This is a genomic window from Lentzea flava, from assembly GCF_014648475.1.
Lineage (GTDB): Bacteria > Actinomycetota > Actinomycetes > Mycobacteriales > Pseudonocardiaceae > Lentzea > Lentzea flava.
Genome location: NZ_BMRE01000039.1, coordinates 70,352 through 86,687 on the forward strand (window position 1 = coordinate 70,352; position 16,336 = coordinate 86,687).

The 16,336-nt window shown below is 69.5% G+C and carries 14 protein-coding genes; 11 read left to right on the top strand and 3 right to left on the bottom strand.

Going from position 1 to position 16,336, the window contains the following annotated elements:
• Positions 1 to 14: 14 nt before the first annotated feature.
• Positions 15 to 3,176, top strand: a complete 3,162-nt coding sequence (locus tag IEZ09_RS32975) for a glycosyltransferase family 2 protein (RefSeq protein WP_189257717.1) — start codon at positions 15 to 17, stop codon at positions 3,174 to 3,176.
• Between the two features lie 8 nt (positions 3,177 to 3,184).
• Here the strand turns inward: IEZ09_RS32975 and IEZ09_RS32980 are convergent, their stop codons facing one another.
• Positions 3,185 to 3,628, bottom strand: coding sequence for a metallopeptidase family protein (locus IEZ09_RS32980; protein WP_189257718.1), 444 nt, complete (start codon positions 3,626 to 3,628; stop codon positions 3,185 to 3,187).
• 93 nt (positions 3,629 to 3,721) lie between these two features.
• On the opposite strand from IEZ09_RS32980, the gene IEZ09_RS32985 reads away from it, so the two are divergent.
• The 6 genes from IEZ09_RS32985 (at position 3,722) to IEZ09_RS33010 (ending at position 9,018) form a co-directional block, all read left to right on the top strand.
• On the top strand, positions 3,722 to 4,081 hold the full coding sequence (locus IEZ09_RS32985) for a DUF3499 domain-containing protein (protein WP_189257719.1): 360 nt from the start codon (positions 3,722 to 3,724) through the stop codon (positions 4,079 to 4,081).
• 82 nt (positions 4,082 to 4,163) lie between these two features.
• A complete protein-coding gene (locus IEZ09_RS32990; RefSeq protein ID WP_189257720.1) occupies positions 4,164 to 5,516 on the top strand; it encodes a phosphomannomutase/phosphoglucomutase in 1,353 nt (450 codons plus the stop codon).
• Between the two features lie 13 nt (positions 5,517 to 5,529).
• Entirely contained in the window at positions 5,530 to 5,730 is a 201-nt protein-coding gene (locus IEZ09_RS32995; RefSeq protein WP_189257721.1) for a Trm112 family protein, read from the top strand.
• 3 nt (positions 5,731 to 5,733) lie between these two features.
• Positions 5,734 to 6,798: an SIS domain-containing protein gene (locus IEZ09_RS33000; RefSeq protein WP_189257722.1), complete on the top strand. Its 1,065-nt coding sequence runs from the start codon at positions 5,734 to 5,736 to the stop codon at positions 6,796 to 6,798.
• A 21-nt stretch (positions 6,799 to 6,819) separates the two neighbouring features.
• Complete coding sequence (gene manA, locus IEZ09_RS33005; RefSeq protein ID WP_189257723.1) at positions 6,820 to 8,034, top strand: mannose-6-phosphate isomerase, class I; 1,215 nt, start codon at positions 6,820 to 6,822, stop codon at positions 8,032 to 8,034.
• A gap of 60 nt (positions 8,035 to 8,094) precedes the next feature.
• Positions 8,095 to 9,018, top strand: coding sequence for a cation diffusion facilitator family transporter (locus IEZ09_RS33010; protein ID WP_189257724.1), 924 nt, complete (start codon positions 8,095 to 8,097; stop codon positions 9,016 to 9,018).
• A gap of 530 nt (positions 9,019 to 9,548) precedes the next feature.
• Here the strand turns inward: IEZ09_RS33010 and IEZ09_RS33015 are convergent.
• The gene (locus IEZ09_RS33015) at positions 9,549 to 10,754 is read right to left on the bottom strand and encodes an HNH endonuclease signature motif containing protein (protein ID WP_189257725.1); all 1,206 of its coding nucleotides are present in this window, start codon (positions 10,752 to 10,754) and stop codon (positions 9,549 to 9,551) included.
• A gap of 290 nt (positions 10,755 to 11,044) precedes the next feature.
• Here IEZ09_RS33015 and IEZ09_RS33020 point away from each other — a divergent pair, with 290 nt between their 5' ends.
• Genes IEZ09_RS33020 through IEZ09_RS33030 form a run of 3 tightly spaced genes read left to right on the top strand, consistent with a single transcriptional unit; the run spans position 11,045 to position 14,846 of the window.
• Positions 11,045 to 12,580 carry an amino acid permease gene (locus IEZ09_RS33020; protein WP_189257726.1) on the top strand — a complete coding sequence of 512 codons (1,536 nt, stop codon included), beginning with the start codon at positions 11,045 to 11,047 and terminating at the stop codon, positions 12,578 to 12,580.
• Positions 12,581 to 12,640: 60 nt separating this feature from the next.
• On the top strand, positions 12,641 to 14,380 hold the full coding sequence (locus IEZ09_RS33025; RefSeq protein ID WP_189257727.1) for an alpha-L-fucosidase: 1,740 nt from the start codon (positions 12,641 to 12,643) through the stop codon (positions 14,378 to 14,380).
• A 10-nt stretch (positions 14,381 to 14,390) separates the two neighbouring features.
• A complete protein-coding gene (locus tag IEZ09_RS33030; protein WP_189257728.1) occupies positions 14,391 to 14,846 on the top strand; it encodes a MarR family winged helix-turn-helix transcriptional regulator in 456 nt (151 codons plus the stop codon).
• 9 nt (positions 14,847 to 14,855) lie between these two features.
• Here IEZ09_RS33030 and IEZ09_RS33035 read toward each other — a convergent pair whose 3' ends face one another.
• Positions 14,856 to 15,218: a winged helix-turn-helix transcriptional regulator gene (locus tag IEZ09_RS33035; protein WP_189257729.1), complete on the bottom strand. Its 363-nt coding sequence runs from the start codon at positions 15,216 to 15,218 to the stop codon at positions 14,856 to 14,858.
• 82 nt (positions 15,219 to 15,300) lie between these two features.
• On the opposite strand from IEZ09_RS33035, the gene IEZ09_RS33040 reads away from it, so the two are divergent.
• Positions 15,301 to 16,284 carry a zinc-dependent alcohol dehydrogenase family protein gene (locus tag IEZ09_RS33040; RefSeq protein ID WP_189257730.1) on the top strand — a complete coding sequence of 328 codons (984 nt, stop codon included), beginning with the start codon at positions 15,301 to 15,303 and terminating at the stop codon, positions 16,282 to 16,284.
• The last annotated feature ends 52 nt before the right edge of the window (positions 16,285 to 16,336 follow it).

Sequence of the window (16,336 nt, forward strand, 5' to 3'; positions counted from 1 at the left end):
CTTAACTTGAGGACGTGACAAGTCCTCACCCGAGGCTCCGGACCGCGCCGGTGCTGTGCGTCCTGGTCTGCCACGACGGCGACCAGTGGCTCAGCACGGCGCTGTCCGCGTTGCGGCGTCAGCGAATTCGCCCGAGGCACGTGATCGCGGTCGACACCGGTTCCACCGACCGCACGGGCAAAATCCTGGCGGAGGCGGAAGATCTGCTGGACGGCGTGCTGACCGTGCCGCGCGGCACGGGCTTCGGCACCGCTGTGCGCATCGCCGTCGAGCACGCCGTCGACAGGTGGGGCGACCCCGGCAGGTGGCTGTGGCTGCTGCACGACGACAGCGCGCCCGAACCCGACTGCCTGGCCGCACTGCTGACCGCGGCCGAGGTGTCGCCCTCGGCTGCCGTCCTGGGCCCGCTGTGCCTCGATTGGGTGGATTCTCGGCTCGTCGTCGAGGCCGGTTTGTCGACGGATTCCTCCGGGCATCGGCAGACGGGCCTCTCGTCCGCGGAACATTCCGCGTCGTTCCAGCAGAGCACCGAGGTGCTCGCGGTCTCGTCGGCCGGCTCGCTGATCCGCCGCGAGGTCTGGCACGCGCTGGGCGGCTACGACGAGGCGATGCCGCTGCTGCGCGACGACCTCGACTTCGGCTGGCGCGTGAACCGTGCCGGTCATTTGGTCCTGTGCGTTCCCGTGGCCCGAATGCGGCACGCCCGCGCCGCGACCAGAGGCGCACGTCGTTTGGACGCGACGATGGCGCGCCCCGGTCCGTCGTTCCGCGGGGTCGACCGCGCACACGGCATGCGCACGTTTCTGGTCAACACCTCGGGTTTTTCGTTCCTCATAGGACTTCCGCGGCTCCTCTTTCTGTCTTTGCTGCGGGCTTTGGGTTTCCTGTTCCTCCGGCGTTTCGCCGACGCTCACGCCGAAATCGGCGCCGCCCGCTACCTCCTGACGAGAGGCAGGCTCTTCGAGGGCCGCCGCGCCCGTCGCGGTTCCGCCGTCGTCCGCGGCCTGTTCACCTCGCGGCTGACCAGGTTCCGCAACGCCCTGCGCGCCGGTGCCGCGTTCCTGATCCGCCGCCGCGTCGAGGCCGACGCCGCGCTGGGCCGCCTGCCCGCTTCCGACGCCAGTTCGGCATGGCTCGAACCGTCCGAAGTGGACTCTCGGCCGGTAGGTCCCGCCGCACTGCCCGCGGGCGCCTCCAGGGGCCGTCCGCGCGTGGCCGGTCTGCGGCGTCCACCGGTCGTCGTCCCGGTCGACGCCGCGTTGCCCGGCGCCCTCCGTCCGTCACCGCGCCCTCGGCCGTCGCCGGGACCGCGCGGCCCCGAGATGGTCTTCGTCGAGGTCGACCAGTCGAGGGTGCTGCGGTCGCTGTTGCTGGCGCCGCCGGTGCTGCTGGTGCTGGGGCTGTCGGTGGTCGCGGTGGTGGCGAACTGGTCGCGCCTCGGGCTGTCGCTGGCCGGCGGCCGGTTGCTGCCCGTCGGGTCCGCGGGCTCCGTGTGGTCGACGTATCTCGCGTCGTGGCATCCGGTGTTCGGCGGCACCGCGGCTCCGGCTCCCGCCGCGCTGGCCGTCCTGGGGCTGATTCCCGGTGGGCCTTCGTTCGCCGTCGCGTTGTTGTTGCTCGGTGACATCCCGCTCGCCGCGCTCTCGGCCTACATCGCGTCACGCGGCATGCGCGTGCGTCGGTCCGTGCGTGCGGTGGTGTCGGCGTTCTACGGGTTGCTGCCCGTGGCCACGACGGCGGTGGCCGAGGGACGGCTGGACGTCGTCGTCGTCCACGTCGTGACGCCCGTGGTGTTCGCCGGGGTGTACGCGGTTCTGCGCGCATCGTCCACGCACGCCTGGCTGCCGATGGCTTCCGGGACGGCCCTGGGTGTTGCGGTCCTCGGAGCTTTCTCGCCGTTGACCCACGTCGTGACGATCGTCGGGGCGTTGGGCGGGTTCATCGCGGTGTCCGGCGGGGCGCGGCGGATCGCTGCGTTGTTCGCCATCGTGCTGTTGCCCATGGCGTTGTTGTTGCCGTGGCCCGCAGTCCTCTTGCAGCACCCCGAGAAGGTCCTGAACGGGCTCGGCGCGGCCTTCGAGTCGCCTCCGCCGAACCTGATCGTGTGCTCGGTGTTCGTGGCCGCCGCGTTCGCCGCTGCCGTGTTGCGGCCCAACGCCGCGATGCTGCCCGGCCTGTTCGTGATCGTCCTGGCGATCGGGGCCCTGGCTGCCGTCGCGGCTGTACGGGCCTGGCCGGGCACGCCGTTGGTGATCCTCGCCTGGGGGCTCGTCTGGGTGGTGCTGGCCGGGTGCCGGCGCGGGGTGGCGCCGGGAATCGCCGGGCAGGTCCGGGTTCGGCGGGCCGTCTACGCCGTGGGCGTGGTGACGCTGGTCAGCCTCGGCGTGGCCGGGTTGCTGGATCTGCGGTCCGGGCCGTTGAAGGCCGACGGCGGGGCCCAGCTGTCCTCGTCGCTGACCGCCGAGCTGGAGCGGACCGGGCGGTCGGTGCTGATCCTCGGGTCGCCGGTCCGGCAGGTCGCCGGACGGATGCCCGCGTTCGGGGACGACGATCTGGTGCCCACGGTGTCGTCTCCCGCACGGCTGCGCCGGTGGAACTCGTCGTTGCTCGACGGGGCCGCTCCCGTCGTGAAGGTCACGCTGGCCCAGGCGGCCGCGTCCGGGGTCTCCTTCCTGGTGCTGCCGTCGGAGGAGGCAGCGGCACGGGTGCGCGGCGCTGCCGGGGAACTGGTGTCCGTGGCACCGGGCACCACTGACGGGCGGCCGGTGCTGAGGGTGCGGCTGGCCGCGGACACCGGGGTGTTGCTGGGGCCCGATCTCGCCAGGCGGGCGCGCACCGGCGGGGAACCGCCCGCCGAGCTGGCAGCGCAGGGAGTGGCGCCGGTCAACGTCACGCTGCCCGACGTCGCCGTGAAGGTCTCCGCTGGTGGCGAGGGCCGGGTGCTCGTGCTGGCCGCCGAGGACGAGCCCGGCTGGGTGATCACCGTCGACGGCAGGCAGGTGCCGGTCGTGCGGGCGTGGGGGCACCTCGTCGGGGTGCCGTTGCCGTCGTCGGACGCCGAGGTCAGGGTCGAGATGTCGACCACCCTGCGGGACTTCCTGCTGCTGGCTCAGGCCGCGGCGGCGCTGTTCACGTTCCTGACCGCGATCCCCACCCGGCGGCGCCCTGCGGTGTGAGAGGGGTCTCAGCCCTCGTCGATCACGTCCGGGTCGAGGCCGAGGTAGTTCGCCACCTGCTCGACGAGGACGTCGTGCACCAGGTCGGCGAGGTCCGCGCCGTCCTTCGCCCGCGCCTCGAGCGGACGCCGGTAGAGAACGATCCGGGCACGGTGATCGGATCCGGCCGGCAGCAACCGGGCGAGCGGGACGTTGCCGTCCTCGACCACGCCGTCCTCACCCTCGACCTGCACGTCCGGCACGTCGTCCACGGCCACGTCGAGCTGGGTGAGCTCGGTCCGCCACCGTGCCTCGATCGGCTCCAGAGCCTCGATGACCAGCGCGTCGAAGCGCTCGGCCCGGGAACGGGCTGCGGGCAGGGTGGCCGGGTAGAGCGGACCGCGCAGCCCTCGGCCGTGCCGGTCGCGGTTGCGCCGGCGAGGCGAGTTCTGTCGACGTGAACCCCGTGCCATCACCACAACCCAGCAGCCTAGTTGCTGCCGCGGGCGAGCAAACACAGCGTGCCTCACACACAGGCTCGCGTGGACGCGCTATCGTCCCCGATCGTGCGGAGCGTGAGACGGTGCTCGCGAACCGGGTGTGCTAACCCGGCTGTCGCCACGCTCACCTACGCCTATGCGGACTCCACCGCAGTCGTCGGACCGCTCGCCACGTACTCCGAACCGCACAGCTACGACCTGTGCGAGGAGCACGCCCTGCGGCTCACGGCGCCGCGCGGCTGGGAGGTCGTGAGGCATCAGGGTGAGTTCGCGGCGCCCGAGCCGACTGTGGACGACCTGACCGCGCTGGCCGAGGCCGTGCGCGAGGCCGGGCGGGCTGACGTCACCCCCAAGGTGCCCGATGTGCCGTTGGGCACCCAGAGGCGTGGTCACCTGCGGGTATTGCCCGATCCGCACGAGGACTGAACGACCACACGCATCACTGATCTGCTCGCCGGTAGGCTGCCCTGGCAGTGGCCGTCAAGAGCGAGTTTCGGGAGTGTGCGGCGTGCGTGACCTGTCCGGCATCGTCAAGGCGTACGACATCCGCGGGGTGGTCGGTGAGCAGCTGGACGCCGGCGTAGTCCGCGACTTCGGCGCAGCATTCGCGCGCTTGGTCGGTGGACCAGCCATCGTGATCGGTCACGACATGCGTGACTCGTCGCCGGAGCTCTCGCGGGCGTTCGCCGAGGGTGCGCAGGCGCAGGGCGTCAACGTGATCAGCATCGGGCTGGCGAGCACCGACATGCTGTACTTCGCGTCCGGCAAGCTCGACCTGCCCGGTGCGATGTTCACCGCGAGCCACAACCCGGCGCAGTACAACGGCATCAAGCTGTGCCGCGCGGGTGCCTCGCCGGTGGGCCAGGACTCCGGTCTCGCGCAGATCCGCCAGGACGCCGAGAACCAGGTGCCGGACGCAGAGGGCGTCACGCCGGGCACGTTCGAAGAGCGCAACATGCTCGTGGACTACGCGGCGTACCTCAACGAGCTGGTCGACCTCAAGAACATCCGTCCGCTGAAGATCGTCGTGGACGCGGGCAACGGCATGGGCGGCTACACGGTGCCGCAGGTCTTCGAGGGCCTGCCCATCGAGATCGTCCCGATGTACTTCGAGCTCGACGGCAGCTTCCCCAACCACGAGGCGAACCCGCTCGACCCCAAGAACATCGTCGACCTCCAGGCCCGCACGAAGGCCGAGGGCGCCGACGCCGGTGTCGCGTTCGACGGCGACGCGGACCGCTGCTTCGTCGTCGACGAGAACGGCGACCCGGTGAGCCCGTCCGCGATCACCGCGCTGGTGGCCGTGCGCGAGCTCGCGAAGGACCCCGGCGGCACGATCATCCACAACCTGATCACCTCGCACGCGGTGCCGGAGATCGTCAAGGAGCACGGCGGTCAGCCCGTGCGCACGCGCGTCGGCCACTCGTTCATCAAGGAGGAGATGGCCAAGACCGGCGCCATCTTCGGTGGCGAGCACTCGGCGCACTACTACTTCCGCGACTTCTGGCGTGCGGACACCGGCATGCTGGCCGCGCTGCACGTGCTGGCCGCGCTGGGCGAGCAGGAGGGTCCGCTGTCGAAGCTGACCGAGTCCTACAACCGCTACGCCGCGTCCGGTGAGATCAACTCCACGGTCGCCGACCAGGCGGGCCGGATCGCCGCGATCAAGGACGCTTTCGGATCCCGCGACGGCGTCACGCTCGACGAGCTCGACGGTCTCACCGTGCAGCTGCCGGACGGGTCGTGGTTCAACCTCCGCGCCTCGAACACCGAGCCGCTGCTGCGCCTGAACGTCGAAGCCGCCAACGACGAGGCCGTCGCCGCACTGCGCGACGAGGTCCTCGCGATCGTGCGGGCCTGAGGAGAGAACAGAAGTGGCCGTCAAGCTCGAAGAGCAGTTGCTGGAGATCCTCGCCTGCCCGTGCCCCGAGCACGCGCCGTTGCAGGTCGGGAAGCCGGACGACCCGGAAGCGGACTTCCTCACGTGCACCGCGTGCGGGCGTTCTTTCCCGGTCCGCGACGGCATCCCGGTGCTGCTGCTGGACGAGGCGGTCGAGCCGCCCTCGGCTGGGTGACCCGTGCTCGACGACATGCTGCTCGACGACCCGAGCCGCCTCGCCGACGCCGACACCGGTGGCTGGCTGCGCGCTGCCGCACGGGCGGGAGCACAGGTCCGTTCCACCGCGGAGGCCGCGACCGAGGCGGGGGTGGACCGGATCTTCTCCGAACGCCCGCGCGCGGTCGTGCTGGTCACCCGGCCCGGCCACGCGGTCGCGGTTGCCAACGTCGTCATGGCGTTGCTCGGTCCCGGCTGCTCGGTGCCCGTGGTGGTGTCCGACGAGGTGCCGCCGTGGGTCGGCGCGCTCGACGTGGTGCTGGCCCACACCGAGGACCCCGGTGACCGGGTGCTCGCCGAGTCGATCGACCGCGCTTCCCGTCGTGGCGCGCGGACTCTGCTGACCGCGCCGGACTCCGGTCCGGTCGCGGCCGCCGCGGCCGGCCAGGCCGTGCTGCTCGCGCCCCGCGTCGAGGTGCCGCCCGGCTTCAGCTTCCACCGCGCGCTCGCCGCGTGGATCGTGGTGCTGAACGCCCTGGGACTGCTCAAGGTCGACGTGGACCTCGTCGCGGACGAGCTCGACCGCGAGGCCGAGCGCGACCACCCGATGCACGAGTCGTTCGTGAACCCGGCGAAGTCGCTGGCGCTGCGCGTCGCCGACCGCACGCCGCTGCTGTGGGGCCTCGACGAGGTCGCCACGTCCGTGGGCGTGCACGGCGCGGGCGTGCTGGCCGCGTTCGCCGGGGTTGCCTGTGATGTCGCCGGGTATCCGCAGGCGCTCACCCGCCCGGTGCTGCACCGCCGCGCGGTGCAGGGCACTTCAGGCGCCGACCTGTTCGCCGACCCGGACGACGAGACCGGTGGTGGCCTCGTGCGGGTGCTGTTGCTGGCCGTGCGCCAGGGCCCGGTGGCCGATGCTGTGCGACATGCGGCCGAGGAGGCCCTGCCGGGAGCAGACGTGCTGGAACCGGCCGTGGAGGTGGTGGGAGGCGACGCGGTCAGCGCCGCGCTGCTCGCGCTCCGCTTCGAACTGGCCGCGCTGTACCTCGGGCTTGCCTCCGGAACTCTCGGCGGCAACCCGTACTGAGTCTGGGAGCTGAGAAGAGAAGTGGACCTGCTGCACAACACGGTCAGGCCGTACGCGTGGGGTTCGCGCACGGCCATCGCCGAGCTGCTCGGGAAGGAGGTGCCCGCACCCCATCCCGAGGCCGAGCTGTGGATGGGCGCCCACCCCGGCGACCCGTCCCGCGTGCTCGGCGCGGACGGCGTGGAGCGCTCGCTGCTCGACCTGCTGAACTCCGACCCTGACGGCCAGCTCGGCACCCGTGTCGCCGAGCGGTGGGGCAGCCGGCTCCCGTTCCTGCTCAAGATCCTCGCCGCCGACGAGGCGCTGAGCCTGCAGGCACATCCGTCCGCCACGCAGGCGGCAGAGGGCTTCGCGGCCGAGGAGGCGGCGGGCATCCCGCGCGACGCCTCGGTGCGCAACTACAAGGACCCGGCCGCCAAGCCCGAGCTGATCTGCGCCCTGACGGAGTTCCACGCGCTGGCGGGCTTCCGCGCGCCGGAGCGCACCATCGCGTTGCTGCGCAGCCTGGACGCCCCCGCACTGGCCCCGTACACCGAGATGCTGGTCGCACAGCCGGACTCGTCAGGCCTGCGCGCGTTGTTCACGATGCTGATCACGCTGCCGCAGACGTCGCTCTCGTCGCTGCTGCCGCAGGTGCTCGACGCGTGCGTGCTGCACGTGAAGGAGCACGGCGAGTTCGACCTGGAATGCCGCACGATCCTGGAGCTGGGCGAGTCCTACCCCGGCGACGCGGGCGTGCTGGCGGCCCTGCTGCTGAACCGCATCGTGCTGCAGCCGGGCGAGGCGATCTTCCTGTCCGCCGGCAACCTGCACGCGTACCTGCGCGGCACCGGTGTCGAGATCCTCGCGAACTCGGACAACATCCTGCGCTGCGGCCTCACCCCCAAGCACGTCGACGTGCCCGAGCTGTTGCGCGTGCTCGACTTCACGTGCGGCGACATGGAAGTCCTGACCGGCGAAGAGGTCTCACCGGGCGTCCGCGTCTACCGCACCCCGGCACCGGAGTTCGAGCTGTCCCGCCTGGACCTGACCGGCGAGACCAGGATCAACCACGACGGCCCGCAGATCCTGATCTGCACCGAGGGCGCGGCCGAGCTGACCAACGCCCGCGGCGACTCGATGCGCCTGGCGCGCGGCCAGTCCGTGTGGCTGCCCGCGTCGGACCCGGCGGTGATCGTCCGCCCGGATGGTGTTGAATCCGCTCAACTTTTCCGTGCCACGGCCGGGAACGACTAAGGTTCACGACCGGACAAAGCAGACTTTTTTCTGGCCAGGACTGGTTGCGAGGAGACAGGCGTGTCAGCAGGGGGCGGGACCAAGGCCATCGTCGCGGCGTTGGTGGCAAATGCCGGTATCGCGGCGGCCAAGTTCGTCGGTTTCTTGATCACCGGCTCGTCGTCGATGCTGGCCGAGTCGGTGCACTCGGTGGCCGACACGTCGAACCAGGGCCTGCTGCTGCTCGGCCAGAAAACCGCGCAGCGCAAGGCCACGAGGCTCCACCCGTTCGGCTACGGCCGCGACCGCTACTTCTGGTCCTTCGTCGTGGCCCTGCTGCTCTTCACCCTCGGCTCGGTCTTCGCGCTGTACGAGGGCATCCACAAACTGCAACACCCAGAGGGCCTCTCGAACCCGATCGTCGCCGTGGGCATCCTCGTCGTGGCGATCGGCCTGGAGACCTACAGCTTCGTCACCGCGATCAGCGAGTCCAAGAAGATCAAGGGCGATGTCTCCTGGTGGGGCTTCATCCGCCAGTCCCGCGTCCCCGAACTCCCCGTCGTGCTGCTGGAAGACGCAGGCGCCCTGCTCGGCCTCGTCCTGGCACTGCTGGGTGTCGGCCTCACGACCCTGACCGGCAACCCGGTCTTCGACGCCCTCGGCACGGTCGCCATCGGCCTCCTGCTGGGCGTCATCGCGATCATCCTGATCATCGAGATGAAGTCGCTGCTGATCGGCGAGGGCGCCTCGGACGCCGACCTCGACCTGATCTGCGACGAGCTGGCCGCCGGCAAGGTGCAGCGCGTCATCCACATCAAGACGCAGTACCTCGGCCCGGAGGAGCTGCTGGTCGCGGCGAAGATCGCGCTGGAGCCGCAGTTGCCGCTGGACCAGGTGGCGCAGGCGATCAACGATGCCGAGCAGCGGGTGCGCGGGAAGGTGCCGCATGCCCGGTTGATCTACTTGGAGCCGGATTTGGATCGGACCACCGTTACCAGCGGGTGAGTTCTTGGGCCGTCCCGGGTGTTGCCTTGGGCGGCCTTTTGTTTCGGGGTTGCGCTGGGTATTGACGAGCCGGGTCATTTCATCGCCGCTTCGCGACGATTGCGATTGGGGCTTGACTTCGGGGCCCTTGCGAGGCGCAGATCGGCCTGTAAAAGCCGGGCATGAGGAGCCCGGCCGATCCGAACACGGTAGCACCTCGCACCCAAAGTCAAGCCCCAATCGCGAGCGTGCGTGGTTGCGTTAGGCGGTCGGGCTCCGGAAATTACCGCTTGAACGGCGTGGCATCGGGTGCTGTCCGGCTCGGCTTCGCCTTCGCGGTTTCCGGGTGCGTCGGGTTTACCGTTGGCAATGCGTGGTGGCAGGGGCTTTGCGGTTTGTGTCGTATAGCCGCAACGGGTTCGGTGCTTGTCTTCGGCTTTGCCGATGCGCCTGGCGGGTTGTGGGCATGGCTGTGCCACGGCCGTGGTGGAGCTGCACGGCCGTGGCGGTCGAGGTGGCGGTGAGGGCCGCTCGCGTTCCCCTGGTCGGGGTCAGGCGGCGGTGTGGAGCTGGTTGCGTCTGGGTCTGCGTTGAGGGTCGAGCCAGGCGGGAGGGTAGAAGACCGGCACGCCCTGCTCGATCGTGACTTCCCAGCCGCTGCGGTGGATCAGGGTGTGGTGGTGGCGGCAGAGCAGGACGCCGTTGTCGATGCGGGTGTCGCCGCCGTCGGCCCAGTGGTGGACGTGGTGGGCATCGCAATGCTTCGGCGGCCGGTTACAGCCAGGGAAGGCGCAGCCGTGGTCACGCGCGACCAGCGCGCGGCGGATCCCGGCGGTGAACAGCCGCGACCGGCGGCCCACATCGAGCGGCTGTGACTTGCCGCCCAGAACCATGGGGATGATGCCCGCAGAGCAAGCGAGCTGGCGGACCTGGTCAGCCGGGATCCGCTCGCCGTTGTCCAGCGTCGCCGCTCCGGTCTGCGCGGCCAGGTCCTCGTAGGCCATGGTCAGGGTCAACGCGACCGGTTCGCCGCCGTGTTCGGGCAGCTGGTCGGCTCGCAGCGTCAGGTCGATGAGTTCGGCCAGGGCGTCGCCCTGGCGCTCGTCACGCGAACGCGGGTCCGGGCCCTCGTCGGTGGTCGGCCGGGGCTTGGCCAGCGGATCCAGCAGCGTGACCAGCTTCGCGCCGGTGACCGCGTCCAGGGTTGCCGCGAGCTTCCAGTCCCCGGTCTTGTTCTGCCGCAGGGTGAGCCGGTTGCCATCGGGCGCGGGTTCGGGGTCGCGGGGTTCGGGGTCGTTCTGGTAGAGGCCGTAGGCCAGGTCTTTGCCGAAGGCGCGCACCGCGGCGGGCTCGTGGTCGCGGGCGCAGTCCACGACCAGGTTCTCGACCTCGGCGGGCAGGTTCTTCATCGCCTCCGCGACCGCGACGACGTGGTCGAGCGACAACGCGCCCTCGGCCGCGGCCGCGGCGGTCACCGGAAGGACGGGGGCGAGTTCGCTGCCGGTCGGGGTGATCTCACTGCTGAGCAGCACGGCCTGATCAACCCAGCGCTTGGCGGTCGTCGGATCCCAGCGGACCGCGTGCCGCAACACCTGCGGCAGAGTTTTGTACCCCAGCTCCGCGGCGGCCCCGCGCCGATTCAGCTCCGCGATGTCCTGCATCACTGCATATTCGCGGGCCCGGATTTCCGTCACCTTGCCGACGATGCTGCGCAGCAGCTCGTCAGTGGAGAGGAGAGAAAGCCGGGGGTCGCTCACGTGTTCGACTCTACCGCAAGATCACGAGAATATTACGGCCGAAAACAAACACCATTGAGTGAAACGGGAAGCGGCAATTTCTGGAACCCGGCCACCGGCTGCAACCACGCACGCAACCGAACCGCGCAAGCCGGCCCCTCCACTGGAACCCAACCGCCCAAACCGGACCACGGCGCTGTCAGGTTTCGAGCCAGCCAAAGTCCGTACAACGCGCGAACATGGTTGTAGGCGTTCCACATGCTGGATACCTCTAGGGTGAGTCGAACAGGTCCATCAAGGAGGTATGCACCGTGCCGGGGAACGGGTTGTGGCGCACCAAGTCGATCGAGCAGTCGATCGCTGACACGGACGAGCCGGACACCAAGCTCCGCAAGGATCTGACCGCATGGGACCTCACGGTCTTCGGTGTCGCGGTCGTCATCGGTGCCGGTATTTTCACGCTCACGGCCAGCACGGCGGGCAACCTCGCGGGGCCCTCGGTGTCGCTGAGCTTCGTGCTGGCGGCGATCGCCTGTGCGTTGGCGGCGTTGTGTTACGCCGAGTTCGCCTCGACCGTGCCGGTGGCCGGTAGTGCGTACACGTTCTCCTACGCCACGTTCGGTGAGTTCGCGGCGTGGATCATCGGGTGGGACCTGGTGCTCGAGTTCGCCGTCGGCTCGGCTGCCGTGGCCAAGGGGTGGTCCGCCTACCTGCAGACGACGCTCGGCCTGCTGGGCGTCGACGTCAAGACCGAGGTGGGCGAGGGCGTCAAGTTCGACTGGGGCGCTGTGCTGCTCGTCGCGGTGCTCACCGTTCTCCTCGTGATCGGCACGAAGCTGAGCTCGCGGGTCAGCGCGGTCATCACGGCCGTCAAGGTTGCCGTGGTGCTGCTCGTGATCGTGCTCGGCATCGGGTACATCAAGGCCGAGAACTACAGCCCGTTCATCCCTCCGGCCGCCGAGGGCGGTTCCGCTGGGCACACCGGGATCGAGCAGTCGCTGTTCTCGTTGCTCACCGGGTACTCGGGCAGCACCTACGGCGTGCTCGGCATGTTGGCCGCGGCGAGCATCGTGTTCTTCGCGTTCATCGGGTTCGACGTCGTGGCGACCACGGCGGAGGAGACCAAGAACCCGCAGAAGGCCGTGCCGCGGGGCATTCTCGGTTCGCTCGCGATCGTCACCGTGTTGTACGTCGCCGTCACGCTCGTGATCACCGGCATGGTGCCGTACACGAAGCTCGCCACGCAGCCGGACGGCACGCGCGCCACGCTCGCCAGTGCGTTCCGGGACAACGGTGTCGACTGGGCGGCCACGGTGATCTCGGTGGGTGCGCTCGCCGGTCTGACCACGGTCGTGATGGTGCTGATGCTCGGGCAGAGCCGGGTGTTGTTCGCGATGTCCCGTGACGGGCTGTTGCCGCGCGGGCTCGCGAAGACCGGCAGCCACGGCACGCCGACGCGCATCACGATCATCATCGGTGTGCTGGTCGCGATCGCCGCGGGCTTCTTCCCGGCCGGCAAGCTCGAAGAGATGGTGAACGTCGGCACGTTGTTCGCGTTCATCCTGGTTTCGGCGGGCGTGTGGGTGCTGCGCAGGACGCGGCCCGACCTCTCGCGCGGGTTCCGGGTGCCGCTCGTGCCGTTGGTGCCGATCCTCTCGATCCTCGCGTGCCTGTGGCTGATGCTGAACCTGACCGCCCTCACGTGGGTCCGGTTCATCGCGTGGATGGCGCTCGGTGTCGTCGTCTACTTCGTCTACAGCCGCCGCAACTCGGTGCTCGGCAAGACCGGGCACGCCGCGGTGCACAACGAGCCGGTCGTCAAGCACGGCGAGGAGCCAGGACTCTAGACATCGGATCTCTTTTCCTCCAAGCTCGTGGTGCCGCCATGAGCTTGGAGGAGGAGTCCGATGCTCCACGCGCTGGTCGCGGCGCTGCTGGCGGTGCTGCCATTGGCTGGCCCTGGCCCGAATCACGCTGTTGACGACCCGTTCACGGCGTCAAGGGCGCAGTGGTTCCGCGACGCCCGGTTCGGCATGTTCATCCACTTCGGCGGCTACTCGCAGCTCGAAGGCGAGTACCAGAGGTCCGACGGCTCCACGTGTCAAGACGCCGAGTGGATCATGAACAAGTGCAAGATCCCGACCGCCGACTACGAGCGGCTGGTCAAGTCGTTCAACCCCGCCCAGTTCGACGCCAAAGCCGTTGTCGCCACGGCGAAAGCGGCCGGGCAGAAGTACATCGTCATCACGTCGAAGCACCACGACGGCTACGCGATGTGGCCCACGAAGGTCAACAAGTGGAACCTCCGCGACCACTCCGCCTTCGACAAGAAGCGCGACGTGCTCGCCGAGCTCAAGGCGGAAGCCGACCGGCAGGGCATCAGGTTCGGCCTCTACTACTCGACCTGGGACTGGCACGACCCGGACGCGCGCAGCACCCAGAACTTCGCGCGGTACAAGGCGCGGATGCGCGCCCAGCTCGTCGAGCTGATCGACAACTACGACCCGGCGCTGCTGTGGTTCGACGGCGACTGGGACACCGACAACCCGCCCAACCCGTGGACCAAGCAGGACGGCGCGGAGCTGGAGAGGTTCCTCAAGGCCAAGGATCCGGACCTGCTCATCAACAACCGGATCTCCAAGCGCGCACCGGGCGTGAAGGAACGCCGTGTCGTCGACGGCGACTTCGGCACGCCGGAGCAGACCTTCCCGGCCGCGCCGATCGACGGCCAGCTCTGGGAGTCCTGCATGACGATCCCGAGCAAGTGGGGCTTCGCCAAGTGGGACAAGAACTTCAAGAGCGCCACCACCCTGACCCGCAACCTCGTCGACATCGCGAGCCGCAGCGGCAACTACCTGCTCAACGTCGGTCCTGACAAGCTCGGCCGCATCCCGCAACCCGAGTCGGATCGCTTGCGCGCCATGGGTTCCTGGCTCGCGCAGCACGGTGACGCGGTCTACGGGGCGTCGGTCGCGTCCTGGGTCGCCGACCCGGCCTGGGGTGCCGTGTCGCGCAAGGGCGACAAGCTCTACCTGTCGGTCTACGACTGGTCGAACTCCTTGCACCTCAAGGTTCTCGAACAGTTCGACGTCACCGGCGCGCGCGTCCTGAACAGCCCGCAGACCGTCACCGTCACGAAGGCCGGCGACGGCTACGACGTGAAACCCAGTGGTGCCAAGACGAACGACGTCGCAACGGTGATCGAGCTGACCGTCAGGGGCGAGCAGGCGGCACCCATCGGCACCGGAAACGGTCTGCGCGCGCAGTACTTCCCGACGAACAACTGGACCGGAACGCCCGTCACCCGCACGGATCCGTCGCTGAACTTCGCGTGGCGCTTCGACGGCGACAACTTCTCCGTGCGCTGGACCGGCTTCGTCCAGCCGAGGTTCAGCGACACCTACACCTTCCTCGCCGTCTCCGACGAGATCGCGAAGGTGTGGATCGACGGCAAGCTCGTCGTGGACGCCTCCGCACCCCACCAGGCCCGGATCGACAAGGGCACCATCGCCTTGCAGGCCGGGAAGAAGTACGCCGTCAGGGTCGACTTCGCGGAACGGACCGGCGAGGCCCACTTCAAGTTGCTGTGGACTTCCGCGAACCAGAACCAGCAGGTCGTGCCCGTGGAACAGCTCTACACCAACTAACCTTCGTGCCATGGGCGATGCGCGGTGGCTCTCCGCGGAGGAGGGGAACACCTGGCACCACTTCGTGCAGGCGTACCACCTCCTCGAGAGGCAGATCGAACAGCAGTTGCAGCGCGACGCGGGCCTCTCGCACGCGCAGTACAACGTGCTGGTCGTGCTGTCCGAACAGCCGGGCAACCGCCTGCGCATGACCGAGCTGGCCCGCCGCGTCGTGGTGTCGAAGAGCTCGCTCACCTACCAGATCGGCAAGCTGGAGAAGGCCGGACTCGTGCGGCGCCAACCGCACGAGTCCGACGAGCGCGGCATCCTCGCCGTGCTCACCGACGCGGGCAAGGACCTGCTGAACTCCGCCGCGCCCGGTCACGTCGAGACGGTCCGCGCGTACCTGATCGACCTCTTCACGCCGGAGCAGCTCGCGCAGCTCGGCGAGTTCATGCAGGTCGTGCACGAGAAAGCCGACGACTAGGACGACCGGCTAGGACGACCGGCCGGACGCCGCCTCCTGGAAGTCGGCGACGGCGCCGCCGTACTCCCTCGCCCAGTCCGTCAGCACCTCGATGGGTTCGACGAGGGTGCGGCCGAGGTCGGTCAGGCGGTACTCGACCCGGCGGGCCGTTTCGGCGTGGCGTTCGACCAGACCGTACTGCTGGAGCCGCCGCAGCGTCTGGGTGAGGACCTTGCGCGAGACGCCGCCGATGAGGTCGACGAGCTCACCGTGCCGGTGCGGCCGCCGGCTGAGGCCGAAGAGCACGAGCACGCCCCACTTGTCGGAGATGATCTCGACCGCCAGGCGGGTGGGGCAGTCGGCGAGGAAGGCTGGTCCAGCCGCGCTCTGCATGAGATCGAAGGTACCCCGAGGTAACTCACCGCTTCGTAACGTCTTTCGCAGCAACGGATCAGCACCAGCTGCGGAGGACCCCATGCCACGAGTCGTCGTGTTCGACGAGTTCGGCGGACCGGATGTCATGCACGTCGTCGAGGAGCCGGTCATCGCGCCCGCACCCGGCGAAGTGCGGGTCAGGATCGAAGCGTTCGCCGTGAACCCCCTCGACCGGATGATGCGGTCCGGCACCTCGCCGGCGACCATCCCCTTGCCCCACGCCCGCCTCGGCGTCGAGGGAACCGGCGTCGTCGACGCGCTCGGCCCAGGGACCACCGGGTGGGAGATCGGCGATCCGGTCGTCCTCACAGCCGTTCCGGACGCGAGCGTGCGCGGTAGCTACGCCGACTACACCACGGTTCCGGCGAGCCGGGTCGTCGCGAGGCCGGCCGGGCTCGGGGTCGCGGAGGCGGCGGCGATCTGGGTCGCGTTCTCCACCGCCTACGGCGCACTCGTCGAGAAGGCGGCGATGCGGCCCGGCGACCACGTCGTCATCACCGCTGCGTCCGGTGGCGTCGGCCGGGCGGCGATGCAGATCGCCAACCAGATCGGCGCCGTGCCCATCGCCCTCACGCGGCACGCCGCGAACGAAGAAGACCTGGTGGCTGCCGGTGCCGCCGTGGTCATCGCCGCCGACCGCGAGGACGTCGTCGACGCCGTTCTCCACCACACCGCGGGAAAGGGCGCCGACATCGTCCTCGACGTCGTCATGGGGCCTGGTCAGCAGGATCTCCTGAAAGCGGTCCGTCCCGGCGGGACACTGGTCGCCGCGGGTTTCCTGGACCCGAGGCCCACGCCCTTCCCCGCGGGCCCGCCTCTCACGATCTTCAGCTACCGGAGCTTCGAGCACACCCTCGACGCCGTGGTGGTGAAGCGCATGGCCGCGTTCCTGAACGCCGGGGTGCGCCTTGGTGCGTTGCGGCCCGCCATCGACAGGGTGTTCGCGCTCGACGACGTCGTCGAGGCACACCGTCACCTCGAAAACGGGCTCCACGCCGGCAAGAAGATCGTCGTCACCGTCTAGATGGTTGATTCCAAGGGGTAGGCCTGGGTCCAGGCATGGGACGAGGGTGTCC

Bases quoted from the DNA above. Each gene is read 5' to 3' on its own strand.
- IEZ09_RS32980 (WP_189257718.1), bottom strand. From the start codon at position 3,628: ATGGCACGGGGTTCACGTCGACAGAACTCGCCTCGCCGGCGCAACCGC.
- IEZ09_RS33035 (WP_189257729.1), bottom strand. From the start codon at position 15,218: ATGCAGAGCGCGGCTGGACCAGCCTTCCTCGCCGACTGCCCCACCCGC.
- IEZ09_RS33040 (WP_189257730.1), top strand. From the start codon at position 15,301: ATGCCACGAGTCGTCGTGTTCGACGAGTTCGGCGGACCGGATGTCATG.
- IEZ09_RS33030 (WP_189257728.1), top strand. From the start codon at position 14,391: ATGGGCGATGCGCGGTGGCTCTCCGCGGAGGAGGGGAACACCTGGCAC.
- IEZ09_RS33025 (WP_189257727.1), top strand. From the start codon at position 12,641: ATGCTCCACGCGCTGGTCGCGGCGCTGCTGGCGGTGCTGCCATTGGCT.